Annotated in this window: 7 protein-coding genes and 3 pseudogenes; 8 read left to right on the top strand and 2 right to left on the bottom strand. The window is 70.0% G+C overall.

The window, feature by feature from the left end:
- Positions 1 to 20 precede the first annotated feature (20 nt).
- Positions 21 to 3,899: pseudogene (locus ACWDZ6_RS16735) on the top strand (type I polyketide synthase); the annotation flags it as partial.
- Here the strand turns inward: ACWDZ6_RS16735 and ACWDZ6_RS16740 are convergent.
- Positions 3,888 to 4,433, bottom strand: coding sequence for a 4'-phosphopantetheinyl transferase family protein (locus ACWDZ6_RS16740; RefSeq protein WP_451503439.1), 546 nt, complete (start codon positions 4,431 to 4,433; stop codon positions 3,888 to 3,890). The pseudogene ACWDZ6_RS16735 and the gene ACWDZ6_RS16740 overlap by 12 nt on opposite strands.
- A gap of 209 nt (positions 4,434 to 4,642) precedes the next feature.
- Here ACWDZ6_RS16740 and dpgD point away from each other — a divergent pair, with 209 nt between their 5' ends.
- From dpgD to ACWDZ6_RS16755, 3 genes are all read left to right on the top strand, one after another.
- Positions 4,643 to 5,446: an enoyl-CoA-hydratase DpgD gene (gene dpgD / locus ACWDZ6_RS16745; RefSeq protein WP_451503440.1), complete on the top strand. Its 804-nt coding sequence runs from the start codon at positions 4,643 to 4,645 to the stop codon at positions 5,444 to 5,446.
- 167 nt (positions 5,447 to 5,613) lie between these two features.
- Entirely contained in the window at positions 5,614 to 6,918 is a 1,305-nt protein-coding gene (locus tag ACWDZ6_RS16750) for an MFS transporter (RefSeq protein WP_451503441.1), read from the top strand.
- A 195-nt stretch (positions 6,919 to 7,113) separates the two neighbouring features.
- Complete coding sequence (locus ACWDZ6_RS16755) at positions 7,114 to 7,272, top strand: hypothetical protein (protein ID WP_451503442.1); 159 nt, start codon at positions 7,114 to 7,116, stop codon at positions 7,270 to 7,272.
- 542 nt (positions 7,273 to 7,814) lie between these two features.
- Here the strand turns inward: ACWDZ6_RS16755 and ACWDZ6_RS16760 are convergent.
- Positions 7,815 to 8,319: pseudogene (locus tag ACWDZ6_RS16760) on the bottom strand (GNAT family N-acetyltransferase).
- A gap of 318 nt (positions 8,320 to 8,637) precedes the next feature.
- On the opposite strand from ACWDZ6_RS16760, the pseudogene ACWDZ6_RS16765 reads away from it, so the two are divergent.
- The 4 genes and pseudogenes from ACWDZ6_RS16765 to ACWDZ6_RS16780 all read left to right on the top strand — a co-directional run bounded on the left by ACWDZ6_RS16765 (position 8,638) and on the right by ACWDZ6_RS16780 (position 14,200).
- Positions 8,638 to 10,051: pseudogene (locus ACWDZ6_RS16765) on the top strand (NF041680 family putative transposase).
- Positions 10,052 to 10,725: 674 nt separating this feature from the next.
- Positions 10,726 to 11,250, top strand: a complete 525-nt coding sequence (locus ACWDZ6_RS16770) for a hypothetical protein (RefSeq protein ID WP_451503443.1) — start codon at positions 10,726 to 10,728, stop codon at positions 11,248 to 11,250.
- Between the two features lie 281 nt (positions 11,251 to 11,531).
- Entirely contained in the window at positions 11,532 to 12,362 is an 831-nt protein-coding gene (locus ACWDZ6_RS16775) for a hypothetical protein (protein ID WP_451503444.1), read from the top strand.
- Positions 12,363 to 13,948: 1,586 nt separating this feature from the next.
- Positions 13,949 to 14,200: a hypothetical protein gene (locus tag ACWDZ6_RS16780; RefSeq protein WP_451503445.1), complete on the top strand. Its 252-nt coding sequence runs from the start codon at positions 13,949 to 13,951 to the stop codon at positions 14,198 to 14,200.
- The last annotated feature ends 55 nt before the right edge of the window (positions 14,201 to 14,255 follow it).

Raw genomic sequence — 14,255 nt, forward strand, 5'->3', positions numbered from 1 at the left:
TGACGGGTACCGAGGAGAAGCTGGTCGACTACCTCAAGAAGGTTACCGCCGAGCTGCACGAGACCCGTCGGCAGCTGCGCGGCGCCCTCTCGGCGAGCCGCGAGCCGATCGCCATCGTCGGCATGGCCTGCCGCTACCCCGGCGGCGTCCGTTCGCCCGAGTCACTGTGGCGGCTCGTCCTCGAGGAACAGGACGCGATCTCCGGATTCCCGACGAACCGGGGCTGGGACATCGACGGCATCTACCATCCCGATCCCGACCGGCCCGGGACGTGCTATGCCCGTGAGGGAGGCTTCCTGCACGACGCCGCCCTCTTCGACGCGGAGTTCTTCGGGGTCTCGCCCCGCGAGGCGCAGGCGATGGACCCGCAGCAGCGGCTCCTTTTGGAGACCGCCTGGGAGGCGTTCGAGCGGGCCGGGATCGACCCGACGTCGCTGCGCGGCAGCGACACGGGCGTGTTCACCGGTGTCGTCCACCACGACTACGCGACCGCGCAGGTGCCGGACGCGCTGGAGCCCTATCTCGTCACCGGCCTCTCGGGCGGTGTGGCCTCGGGCCGTATCTCGTACACGTTCGGCTTCGAGGGGCCTGCGGTCACCGTGGACACCGCGTGCTCGTCCTCGCTGGTCGCCCTGCACTCGGCGGCGCACGCGCTGCGCTCCGGGGAGTGCGAGCTGGCGCTGGCCGGCGGAGTGACGATCATGGCGACACCGCGCGCCTTCCTCTCCTTCAGCCGGCAGCGCGGCCTGTCGCCCGAGGGACGGTGCCGGGCGTTCGGCGCGGGGGCCGACGGCACCGGTTGGGCCGAGGGCGCCGGGATGCTGCTCGTCGAGCGGCTGTCGGACGCCCGGCGCAAGGGCCACCCGGTGCTCGCCGTCCTCCGTGGGTCGGCGGTGAACCAGGACGGCGCCTCCAATGGCCTCTCGGCACCCAATGGCCCCTCCCAACAGCGGGTCATCCGCAAGGCCCTGGCCCACGCGGGCCTCACGGCGCGGGATATCGACGTCGTCGAGGGGCACGGCACCGGCACGAAGCTCGGGGACCCGATCGAGGCGCAGGCGCTCCTCGCCACGTACGGCCAAGGACGCGATGCGGGCCTGCCACTCTACCTAGGGTCGATGAAGTCGAACGTGGGCCACTCGCAGGCCGCGGCCGGGGTCGGCGGCGTGATCAAGATGGTCGAGGCGATGCGGCACGGCATCCTGCCGAGGACCCTCCACGCGGACGAGTCGACCCCGCACGTCGACTGGTCGGCGGGAGCCGTGGAACTCCTGACGCAGCGGCGCGCCTGGCCCGAGACTGGCCGGCCGCGCCGGGCGGCGGTGTCCTCGTTCGGGATCAGCGGCACGAACGCTCATGTGATCCTGGAGGCCCCGCCCGAGGCGCCCGAGCAGGACACCGCCACCCGACCCGCCACCGGCCGCGACCCGCGGGACGTCGTACCGGCCCCGGTGCCCTGGCCGCTCTCTGGGCGGGACGCCGGCGCGCTACGGGACCAGATCACCCGGCTGCGGGCGCGCCTCGACGAGGCGCCGGCCGACCCCATGGACGTGAGCCTCTCGCTCGCGAGGCGCGCGGTCTTCCGGCACCGGGCCGTCCTCCTCCCGTCCGCGTCGCCTGGCGGCGCCACCGTCCGGGAGATCCGGGGCGTTGCCCGGCCCGGCGGCACCGCGCTGCTGTTCTCCGGCCAGGGCAGCCAACGCCAGGGGATGTGCCGGGAGTTGTACGAGGCCTACCCCGTCTTCGAGGAGTCGTTCGACGCGATCGCGGAGCACACCGGGCTGCCACTGAAGGACGTGGTCTTCGGTGAGGCGCGGGACGGGCTCCTCGACCGGACGTGCTACGCACAGGTGGCGCTCTTCGCCGTGGAGGTGTCCATGTACCGGCTGGTACGCGCCTTGGGCGTCGACGTCCACGCCGTGGTGGGCCACTCGGTGGGTGAGGTCGCCGCCGCCCATGTGGCGGGAGTGATGTCCCTGGAGGACGCCTGCCGCCTGGTGGAGGCGCGCGGCCGTCTGATGGAGGCGCTGCCGCCCGGCGGCGCCATGGCGGCGGTGGAGGTCTCCGAGGCCGAGGCGTCGGCGGCACTGGTCGGCCTGGAGGACCGGGTGGCGCTCGCCGCGATCAACGGCCCGACGTCCACGGTGCTGTCCGGCGAGGAGGCCGAGGTCCGGAAGCTGGTGGACGCCTGGCGCGAACAAGGCGTACGAACCACTCGTCTGACGGTCAGTCATGCCTTCCACTCGCCGCTCATGGACCCCATGCTGGATGAGTTCCGTGAGGTCGTGACAGGTCTGGAACTTCATGAACCCGTGCTGGCCGGGCTGCCCGCCGAGGTCGTGGACCCCGAGTACTGGGTACGGCATGTCCGCCGCCCGGTACGGTTCGCCGACGCCGTGGCACGGGCCCGCGAGGCCGGAGCCGTACGCTGGCTGGAGGTGGGCCCGGGTGGGGTCCTGACCGCCCTGGCGCAGAAGATCGTGCCCGACGCCGAGGACCAGGTCTTCGCCGCGGCCCTGCGCGCGGACCGCCCCGAGGCCGACGCGCTTCTCGCGGCCCTGGCCCAGGTGCACGTCGACGGAGCCACGGTCGACTGGAGCCCGCTGTCGGACGGCTGCGGCAGGCTCGTGGACCTCCCCACGTACCCCTTCCAGCAGCGCCCCTACTGGATCGAGGACCGGCCCGGCCCCGCGACCACCTCGCCGCCCGAGCAGGGGGGCGCCGAGCTTACCGGGAGGGCGACGAACGACGTCAGCAGCCCTCTCACCGGACCGACCGGATCCGAGCACCTCTCCGATCTGACCGGGTCCGAGCGTCTGGCGGCCGTGCTGGAACTCGTACTCTTCGAGGCTTCGGAGGCCCTCGGCCACACCGGCACGCTGATCACCGCGGACCGTACCCGCCAGGAGTTGGGCTTCGACTCGCTCACCGCGATCGAACTGCGCAACCGGATCAGCCGCACGCTCGGCGTCCGCCTGCCCGCGACGCTCGTTTTCGACCACGACGACCTGGGCGCGATCGCGGCCTTCGTCGACGCCCGACTCGAGGACGTCTCCTCCGGACGCTCCACGGGCCACGGCCAGTTTGGCGAGGACGGCTCGGGCCTGCTCACGGAGCTGTTCCGGGAGGCAGCCGGAGCCGGACGCCTGGACGACGCCGTGGCCTTGACCGAGGCGGCCGCACGGATGCGGAAGACCTTCACCGACCCCGCGGACCCGGCTGTCCGGCGCGCCCCGGTCTGGCTCGGCCGAGGGCCGGCGCGCCCGACGGTCGTATGTCTGCCGTCCTTCAGCGCGATCGCCGGCGTGCATGTGTACGCCCACTTCGCGGACGGGTTCAGCGACGCGTGGAGGGTGGCCGCCCTTGCCCATCCGGGGTTCGTCCCGGGCGAACCGCTGCCCTGCTCGGTGGACGTCCTGGCGGAGATGCATGCCCGCACGGTGCTGGAGATGGTGGGGGAAGCCCCGTTCCTCCTGGTCGGCCGCTCCGCGGGCGGCTGGGTGGCCCACGAGGTCGCGGCCGTCCTGGAACGGATGGACAAGGCGCCCGACGGAGTCGCACTGCTCGACACTCCGGGACGCGCGGACGACCCGCGCGGACACGCGGTGATGGTCGGCGGCATGCTGGAGCGCGACCGGCTCGTCATGATCGACGACTACCGGCTGACCGCGATGGGGGCCTACTCGCGTCTCTTCCGGGAGTGGAAGCCCGAACCGATCGCCGCCCCCACCCTGCTGGTGCACGCCGCCACGCCTTACGGGGCCGACGAGGCGCAGATCGCCTCGTGGCATCTCCCGCACGAGGCGGCCAGGGTGACGGGTGATCACTTCACGATGCTGGAGGAGCACTCCACGACGACGGCCGAAGCGGTCGAGAGGTGGTCACGGTCACTGCTGTGACGTGGCGACGGCCGCCGCGGCCGACGCGAAGGAGGGCGCGACCCACACGTCGGTCAGCGACCAGCCCGGCCCGGCGGCCGGGACCGGCCCCATTTCCATGTACGTCCGCTCGAGCCCGCCCGCCAGCCCTTCTTCCGTTCCCTTGAGGTAGGCCTTCTTGCATACCCAGCACCGCGCGAACGCGGCCGGCCGGACCTCCGGTGGCAGCCGGGCGAACTCGTCCCGCTCCAGCGGGTGCAGGTTGTCCGTCACGAGATGCGACACCTCGGCCTCCGGATGCGCCTCGATGTCCACGCCCACCGGCCTCGCGGCGAAACCTACGAGCACCAGGTCCTGGCTGTGCGAGAGCGAGAAGTGAATCCCGCCGCCCCGCACGGCCGGCCAGCCGTGCGGCCCTCCGCAGCGGGGACAGTCCTCCCTGACGAACACCACCTCGTCCGCCCGCATCCCCAGGTAGTGCCCGAGCAGCCGCCGCAACCCCCGTGCACGGCGCGGTACCGCGCCCGGTGGTCCTCCCGTATCAGCGCCCTCCACCGCCGCCGTTCCTCGGCGTCCAGGAGGCCGTACGCCTCGGGGTCTTCCGCCACCCGCATCAGCCACAGCGCCACCGTCCCGTCGGCGAGGGGCGGCACGGCCGACTCCGGCACATCGCCGGCTCGCAACACCGGCACGGGGATGATCTCCAAGGTCATGCCGCCAATGTCACCGACCCGCACCCGACCGGGATAAGAGAGGAACGACGGATGCTTGACGCCTTGCGATGCGTTCGCTACGAGAAGCGCGATCACGTCGCGTACATCACCCTGGACCGTCCGCGGGTGCTGAATGCCATGGACCTGCGGATGCATGCCGAACTGGTCGACGTCTGGGATGATTTCGAGGCCGACGACGACATCTGGGTGGGGGTCCTCACCGGCTCCGGCGGGCGGTCGTTCTCCGTCGGCCAGGACCTGAAGGAGCTGGTCGACCGGGTCGGCGAGGGCGGCGCACCCGCCACCTTCGGCAGCCGCGACAAGCCCGGCTGGCCCCGACTGACGGAGCGGTTCTCGCTGTTCAAGCCGCTGATCGCCCGGGTGAACGGATTCGCCCTGGGCGGCGGCTTCGAGCTGGCCATGGCCTGCGACATCGTGATCGCCGCGGAACACGCCGAGTTCGCGCTGACCGAGGCGAAGCTGGGGCTCATGGCGGGTGCCGGAGGCGTGTTCCGACTGACCCGGCAGGCGCCCTTTCGCATCGCGATGGGGCACTTGCTGACTGGGCGCCGCATGACCGCGTCCCGCGCGTACGAACTGGGCCTGGTCAACGAGGTGGTGCCGGCCCATAGCCTCGACGACTGCGTGGAGGGCTGGCTGGAGGACGTACTGAGCTGCGCGCCGCTGTCGCTGCGCGCGGTGAAAGAGGCCGCGACCGTCTCGGCCGGCATGCCGCTGGAACGGGCTTTCGCCACGCGGTACGTCTGGGAGGAGCGGCGCATGGTCAGCCGGGACGCGGTGGAAGGCCCGCGCGCCTTCGTCGAGAAGCGCTCCCCGAAATGGACCGGAACTTGACGGAACCACCCCGAGGAAAGGTCAATGCCATGCGTCTCGATTCCGCACCGGGCTCCGGACGGGCCGAGTCACCACAGCCGAGCGTTCAACAGAAGAGCGTTCAACAGAAGAGCGTTCAACAGAAGAGCGGTCGACTGAGCGTTCAGGAATTCATCGACTCGACCCCGATGGGGCTGAGGCAGCGGCTCGTCGCCCTCCTCGGGCTCACGGTGATGGTCGCCGAAGGACTCGACATCAGCATCGCGAGCTTTGTCTATCCGCACTTCATACGCGACTGGGGTACGTCGATGAGCGCGGTGACCACCACCGTGACTGCCGGCGTGCTCAGCATGGCGGTCGGCGGTGCGGTGGCGGGACCGCTGGCCGACCGGTACGGGCGCAAAGGCGTGACCGTCGCCGGCATCCTTGTCTTCGGGGTGGCCACAGCGGCGATGGCACTCGCCACGACCATCGCACTCTTCGCGACCCTGCGCGTCGTGGCGTGCGCCGGACTCGGTGCGGTGGCCCCGGGCGTCATGGCGATCGTCGCCGACTCGACGCCGGCCGCGCGCCGCGCACCGGTGGTGGCCCTCGCCTTCTCGGGCGTCGCGGCTGGGACGGTGGCGGGGGGACTCTTCGCATCGACCGTCATTCCGGCCCTCGGCTGGCCGGCGGCGCTCGCGCTCTGCGGCCTCGCGCCTCTCCTACTCGTTCCCCTCGTCGTGGCCTACGTCCCGGAATCGGTGAGCGTCCTTCTCGTCCGCGGCCGACCGGCCGAGCAGATCCACGAGACCCTCGCCCTCCTCGCACCGGGCCGGGACACCTCCCAGGTCGACCTGACCGGCGCCCGGGACGAGGAGCGGCAACCGAGACAGAAGGTCAGCGCGATCGTGCTGTCCCGCTCCTTCGTGCTGACGACGCTCCTGATCTGGCTCTGCTACTTTGTCCTGCTGGGCGTGGTCTTCCTCCTCCTCAACTACCTGCCGCTGATGGGGGAGCGCGCGGGTCTCACGGCGGCCCGCACCGGAGTCGGTGTCGGTCTGTTCGGCGCGGGGACCCTATGCGGCCAGCTCCTGGCGTCGTTCGGCCTCAGGAAGTACGACCGCTTCCGCGCCCTCGCGCTGGCGTCGGCGCTCAGCGCCCTGGTCGTCGGTCTCACGGCGGCCGCGGACACGGGCCATGCCGGGATGTTCGCCCTGTTCTCGGTGCTCGGAGTGTGCCTGGGCAGCGCCATGGGCGCACTCCAGGCGGTCGGGGCGCTGGCCTATCCGGCGACCTTGCGTGCGACGGGCATGGGATGGATGAGCGGAATGGGTCGTCTGGGCACGCTCGCCAGCGGCCTGCTGGGCGGTGTGCTGATTGGTGCCGGATGGGGCATCTCGCAGATCTTCTTCCTCCTGTGCGTGCCCCTCGCGTTCACCGGCACGGCGGCGCTGGCGCTGCGCAAGGAGGTCGCCGCGAGAGGCGGAGGACCTGACGTTCCACGTACCTGAGCGTGTGCCGGAGCGGCACACAGGGCGTGCGACGATCCGCGGCGCTCGTATGCCTGCCGTACGCCGAGGCGCCGTGCGCAACTGGTGCGGCCGCCAGTGCTGCTGGTTGCGGTACCCCGCTGCTGTACCCCAGCCTTGACCGCTGCCGCAACGCCTGCGCGAAACATCGCCCGCACCGACCATCACACGGCACGAATGACGGCCGCAGCACAGAACCGGCGGGTCCAGGCATCCTCCCCACTGATCTCCGAACCACTGGCCGAGCGGCTGCGGTCCAAGGCCGAGCACCTGGAGGAGCTGGCCGACCAGCACCGGGCCGCACGCATCACCCTTGAGCAAGGGGAGGACGAATGAGTGGGGACCATACCGCCGAGCGCCAGAACATCCAGGCGGCCATCGACCGACTGCTGGCCGGCACCCCGCTGCGGTCCGACGGTGCGCTGACTGTCGTCTCGCTCGCAGCCGAGGCCAACGTCAAGCGGCAGCTGCTCACCACCGGCACACCGACCTCAAGGACGAGTTCTACGCCCGCATCCGGGCCCAGGGCCAAGTCCCCGCCAGTGACCGCAAACTGCGTCAGGAACTGGCCGAGACTAAGAAACGGCAGGCCGAGGTACAGAGAGAGAACAAGCAGCTCAAGGCAGAGGCAGACGTCTTCGAAACCTGACCTATGAATAGTCCGCCGCTTCAGGACACGGCCCACCAGAGCTATCGGAGGGGTACACGCCGGGAGAGGCATCGCTTCAGACTCCCTTGAGCTGGTCGTTCTCCATCTCCAGGAACGTTGATGATGCGGACTCAGGAGGCCCTCCTCGCATGCGCCGAGCACCCGACGACCACCCAATCGAGACGGCCGTTCGAGCACCAAGTCCCCAGAGCATTACGACAAAAGCTACTTACGCGTCGGGGTGCTCCGGCAGGGCGAGCCAGTCCGACCAGGAGATCTCGCGGCCGAGGAAGCGCGGCTGCTCGAACGGCCAGTCGGCGGCGATCCACTGCGGCACCAGCTCGTCGAGGGCCTGCTCGACCTTGCTGCCCACCAGCTCGTCCACCACCCACCAGGAGATCTCGCCGTCCGCGCCGGCCCTCTCCGGTGGGTCGATGTAGACGCAGCCGAGCAGAGCTGTCTCCGCCGCGTCGACCAGCGCGTAGTTGTAAAGACTGGTGTGCGGCGATCTCCTTCTCGTGCCGCAACAGGTCGGCCTGGTCGGCCTCGTAGGTCATGGTGGCCGCGGGCCAGCCCCAGGCTGGGCCGAAGATGGTCCACAGCCGCTCGCGCGAACCCATCACAGCCGGATAGTCGAGCGGGGTGTCCGCCTCCCGGATCGGCCGCAGGTGATGACCACTGCCCGGCAGCGGTACCAGGACGGGATGGACGAAGTCATCGGGGAGCCAGCTCATAGCGCCCGACCGTAGCAGCGCGCGGCCGTCCGTTCCCCTGGATTTTCCCCGTATACCGCCAGGCCCTGCTCTCATGCCGGGCAGTGCCCGCGATCACCCGATCGAGACTCCCGTTCGATCGACAGACTCCATGATCGGTATGGCAACGGCTTCTGAGCTTGGCGTTTAACCTCAACCGTTCACCTGACCCGCTGATCTTGGTTCGTTCCCGGGACAGCAGGGCGGCCGTTCTTCACGCTTCGAGGTGTCGAGCAACGTCGCGTGAAGGAACGGCCGCTGGTGAAGAGTCTCGCCGCTGAACAGTCCGCTGACGCCGCGTTGGGCATCTTGTCCCACTTTCGTGTCCAGTTCTACGACTGCCTCTACTCCCGGGCGGATGCGCTCTTCGAGCTGGCCGACGCGGTGCTGTGCTCGGACGGCCCGGTGACGTCGCTGGTCGAGCTGACGCTCACGGCCGAGCACCGGCGCGGGCACGGAGCGATGTACGACGCGGTCAACCACGGCTGGCTGGAGCCGCGCCGTCTGCGCAGGCTGCTGGCCTCCACGCCGCTGCCACGTGCCGCCGACGGGCGGATCGTGCTCGCGGTGGACGTGAGCAACTGGCTGCGTCCCGACGCCCCCACCAGCCCGGAGCTGCTGTTCTGCCACGTCTACGGGCGGGGCCGCAGCGCGGATCAGTTCATCCCCGGCTGGCCCGACTCCTTCGTCGCCGCACTGGAGACGGGACGCACGTCCTGGACGGCCGTGCTGGACGCGATCCGGCTGGGGCCGTCCGACGACGCCACCGAGGTGACCGCCACCCAGCTACGCGAGGTGGTCACCCGGCTGGTGAACGCCGGGCAGTGGCGGCCGGGCGACGCGGACATCCTCGTCGTCATGGACACCGGCTACGACGTCACCCGCCTCGCCTACGTCCTGGCCGACCTGCCCGTCGAGCTGGTCGGCCGGCTCCGCTCGGACCGCGTCATGCTCCGGGACGTCGGCCCACGCCGATCCACCCCGCGCGGCGGACAGCCCCGCAAGCACGGCGGCGTCCTCACCTTCTCCAAGCCGGAGTCCTGGCACACACCTGACCAGGCCACCACTTGCGATACCACCCGCTATGGCCGGGCCGAAGCCCTCGCCTGGGACCGGATGCACCCCCGCCTGCAGGCCCGTGGCCCCTGGCTCGACCAATGCGGTGAACTCCCTTTGATCCACGGCACGTTGATCCGGCTGAAGGTCGAGCACCTGCCCGGTGACCGCGACCCCAAGCCGGTGTGGCTGTGGTCCTCGCGCACCGGGATGACCGGCCGGGACGTCGATGTCCGCTGGCAGGCGTTCCTCCGCAGGTTCGATCTTGAACATACCTTCCGGCTGTTCAAGCAGACCCTGGGCTGGACCGTCCCCAAGGTCCGCGATCCGCACACAGCCGACCTGTGGACGTGGCTGATCATCGCCGCCCACACCCAACTCCGCCTTGCCCGGCCCCTCGCCGAGGACCTTCGTCGGCCCTGGGAGCGGCCGGCGCAGCCTCGCCGGCTCACCCCTGCCCGAGTCCGCCCGGGGGTTCCGCCACCTCCGTGTGAAGACCGCCCGTCCCGCCGACGTGCCCCAACCCTCCAAGCCCGGACCCGGACGCCCACCCAGCTCGAAGAACCACAGGCCAGCCCCACGTCACGAGCCCGGGAAGACCGTGAAACGAATCGAAACCCTCACCGAACACGTCCGCCTGAAACAGCAGCGAGGTTAATGATCAAGCTGAGTCGGACGACCGCAAGCACGTGGCCCAAACCTCCACGGGTTGCGCGGACTTGCGCATAGGCACAGGACCGCTGCGTGGTCTTGTGCCTACTATGAGTTGCGGCGTCTGGGTAAGAAACGTGGCGTCTGGGTGTGAAGGTCCAGTGACATTTACCGGGGGGCGTGACATGGGGTGGCGGGGGGAGGGCTGCAACGTTGCTTGCGGCAGCAGTGGCGTTAGCGCTGGCCGGGTGCGGAGCTGGGGGCGATGGTCGGGATGCGGCCCCGAGGACCAACGGTCCGACTCTCGAAGTGCCGACGGCGCCTGGCTCGTCCGCCGGTCCCGGTCCCACAACCGGCCGCGGCCCGACAAACGGCCCCGGTGGTTCCATCTGGCCCGGCGGCACAGGCGGGCCGCAGGGCAGCAGCCAGGGCGGGACATGGACGCCCGGTACTGCGTCCGCATGGACGCCCGGCTGGACACCGAGCACATCTCGCGGGACCCACCAGCCTAAGGAGGACCTGGCCTGGACCCCGTTCGGTCCGAAGTCTCCGTCGAACGACGGCGAAAACTTCGACTACGTCTACGACCTGGTGCAGAGCAGGGACTGTCAAACGGCGGAGGTCCGGTTCAACAGAGCGGGCAAACATCGCAAATGGGAGCAAGATCCCGTGCGTTGGAGCGTGATCAGAGGACTCATCGCCGCCTGCTACATCGCCGAGGGCCGGGGCGCCGACTGGCAGACCGTCACTGCTGCGTACGCCGATGTCCAGGGGCACCCGTCAGGCAGCTGCAAGTACAACGCCGCCTTCAAAGTGCTGAAGCGGCTCGCCACCTTCCGGACGGAGCATCCAGACGGCAAAGTCGTATTCCGGAACGCCCCCACGGGAAGTACCGCGTGCAAGATCGAAATCACCGAATACAGATCATCGGGCGAGTCCGGCATTCCCTCTCCGTACGTACATCAGGGCGGCACCTTCACGGTCGAGGGAACCTGGCCGGTGCCGGTCCTGCTGTACTTCGATGAGATCGTCGTCCCGCCCTTTTACCCGCGGGATACGGACACTCAATCCGGCCTCAATGCGAGCGTGACCGAACGTGTTCCAGACGACCTGCCGTTGGGGCAAGCGAAGGTCTCCTTGCGAGGCAAGTACAGCCAGTTCTACCTCCCAGGACCAACCGTTACGATCCGTCCCCCCACCCCATGACATGGGGCGCGGGGCTCCTGGCACGAGTCCGCCGACGGGTCGGCCCTGGCCGAAACAACCCGGACCCGGGACAGGACCCGACCCCAGAGCCGCGACCGGCGTCGGACCCAGCCCCAGACCCCTCGCCGCCTCAGCCCCCCGCACCCGACCCGTCGCCCCAGCCACCGGCTCCAGTGCCGGATCCCGCCCCCGCACCGCCACCGACACCCTCACCCACTCCAACCCCGGATGATGCCCCCGCAAGCCCCGTCACCCCCGGCTGGCTGGAACTGGCCGGGGCCGTGGGCTCGCTCGTTACGCTGCTGACCGCCGTACTCTTCTATTTCGGCTGGGCGAGCAGCGACGCCGAGAGCCGCGCCCTCGGGCTCCAGGACTCGCTCTTCCATCTCTCCACGAGCGACTATCTGCTGCGCAGCGTCCAGGCGCTGTTCCTCCCGACGTGGCTGATCGCCGGAGCAGCACTCGCCGCGGCAGGCCTGCACTACTGGAGCACCCAAGAGCCCGGCAGAACAGAGACGGTCGCCCGCTGGCTGCGGTTCGCCTGGCTTCCACCGCTCGCCCTGCTTCTGCTCTATCCCCTCCAACCCGACCTGTTCGAACTGGTCACCCCGCTTGCCGCCATCGTCGGCTTCCTGCTCACCACCTATGCTCGCACCCGCCCGCCAACCGTTGCACCGGGAGCATTCGGCCCCACACGAGACACTGATGTCGACAAGCGCCATCGGCAGCGCCTGTGGGCGCTGACGATGTTGATCAGCGTCCTTTTGCTGTTCTGGGCCGTGTACGCATATGCCAGCGTCGTCGGCCGGGGCCGAGCCGCCGAGACCGCTCGAACCGTCGACACCGAACTCCCTGCCGTGGTCGTCTTCAGCGAGAAGGACCTCATGATTCGAGGCGGGGGCAGCTGTCACTTCAAGGTTCAGGAGAAGGACAGCGCCTACGGCTTCCGGTACTCAGGGCTGCGCCTGTTCCACATCGCTGGTGATCGCGTCTACGTCGTTCCGGTCGATTGGAGTCCACGCGAAGGGACCGTGTGGGTGCTGGAGAAAAGCAACACCGCGCGCGTGGAGTACATCAGCGGACCCGCGGGGCGGGCCGAAGTGTGCAAGTAGGTGGGCGGTGGCAGAGCCAGCTATGACGCCGGCCGCGGCGACATCGACAGCGTCTGCTGGCTGGTCACCCGCTGGTTCGACGGGCCCTCGACGTGCGACGCATTTGCTCCCGTACGCGACGGTCGCAGCGGGCGGGCGGAGGCCCATGCGGCAGCCGCGGGCCTGTGCCGGACCATTGCAGACTTGCGAGAGAAGGGGTGGGTACACGCTGGCTTCCAGCAGCGGACTGAGCCGTCAGCGGCACCGCACTGGTGGACATCAACGGGGTGCCGTTCTTCAATGAGGCCCAGTTCCAGCGGAAATCGCCTCGGACACGACGCCCCCGGTGGTGTGGTGGCTTGCCGTGGTATCCCGCGGACTCGTGAGCGAACCCAAAGGCGTCCTGCGTCTTCACCAAACCGGCCCGCGACTTCGCCACCCGGCACGATCTGTGCCTCATCGACGTCAACCTGCTCGGCTTCTGGAACAGCGGCACCGCGCTGACTTCCTTCCTGACACTGGACATCGGCCGCTCCGGCACCCCCTCGACGGGCTGCTGTGGACCGACGGCAAACCATTGGACGACTGGTCCAGGAAACTCAAGGAATCCTGGAGCAGCCTCGCCGCCCAAGCGGACCTCCACGGCGATGCGGACCAGTGCACCGCCGCCCACCTCGCCTCCCGCGCGGTCCGCGCCCTGCTCCTGTACGGCATCGGCTCCTTCGCCCAACGCCCCCGCATGGTCACCGGCACCACCCCCCGCACCATGGAGCGCGACGTCCCACCCGACGCCGAAATCATCGGCTTCGACAACGACACCATCACCTGGCAGCGCCCCACCGGCTTCACCCGCGACCCCAACGCCCACCCCGAATGGGCCGCGAGTATCTGGTCCGGCGCCCGCGCCGCCCTCCTGTCCCAGCGCATGCGCGAGGACAACACACACGTCGGCGCCCTGCACGCCCCTGCGGGCACCGTCGTCGCCTTCCGCACCGACGCCGTCTACCTCACCCAGCACCACAACTGGCCCTACCACGGCCAGCCCGGCGACTACCTCCGCAAAGGCCAGCTGAACGGCCCGGTCCCGCCCCCACCACGGAAGACGAACTCCTCGCCCTGCGCGACAGGGGACGTGCCGCCCTCCAGGCCGCCCACGCCACCGGGGACATGTGATGCCACCGCGCAACCGCCGCCCCGCAGCACGCCAGTTGAACGAGGCCGCACGCCTGGCCGACCAGCTCCAGGCCGCAGGCCTCACCAAGCGGGACGCCCGCATCATCGGCCGCGACGCCCCTCCCTCGTCTCCCAGTTCTACACACGAAACAGAGGCGCCGCCTTCGCCCCCGCCCCCGTCCTCGCCGCCGTCCAGACCGCAGGCATCACCGACGTAGGCGAACTCGCCGACATCGCCGCCCCCCGCATCACCCGCCGCACCACCGCCTCCGGCACCCGAGCACGCGTACGCACCCAAAGCCGTCCTCATCGCCCCCGCCGGCACCGGAACCGGCCGCGCCGGCACCCCAGCCATCGCCTCAGGCTCCGCCCGCCTGCGCCCCCTCATCGCCGAAGCAGCCCGCCAAGGCCTGCGTCTGGCGTTCACCGTCCGCATGCCGAAAACCAGCTACATCCTCGCCTCAGGCAGCCGCACCGACTCACCCGGCATCCGCCGCGACGTCATCCAACGCGCCGACCACACCGAAGAACGCTCCTACGGCTCCGCCGCCACCGGCGGCTTCGACGCCGCAGACTTCGCCCGCCGCGTCGACGCAGCCGTCCACCAATGGCTCGTGGAGACAGGCCGCATCCACGAAGGCGCCCACATCGCCCACCTCGAGATCCGCACCTGGCGTCCTCGCTGATGGGCGCTGCAGACAGCCCTGTTTCGCTATTGCCCGGTGGCGGGCACTGCTTGGA

The sequence above is a fragment of the Streptomyces sp. NPDC002926 genome (genome assembly GCF_053591755.1).

What these genes read in the sequence shown, in the direction of transcription:
- ACWDZ6_RS16755 (WP_451503442.1), top strand. Translation starts at nt 7,114, where the DNA reads ATGACGGCCGCAGCACAGAACCGGCGGGTCCAGGCATCCTCCCCACTG.
- ACWDZ6_RS16780 (WP_451503445.1), top strand. Translation starts at nt 13,949, where the DNA reads ATGCCGAAAACCAGCTACATCCTCGCCTCAGGCAGCCGCACCGACTCA.
- ACWDZ6_RS16750 (WP_451503441.1), top strand. Translation starts at nt 5,614, where the DNA reads ATGGGGCTGAGGCAGCGGCTCGTCGCCCTCCTCGGGCTCACGGTGATG.
- dpgD (WP_451503440.1), top strand. Translation starts at nt 4,643, where the DNA reads ATGCTTGACGCCTTGCGATGCGTTCGCTACGAGAAGCGCGATCACGTC.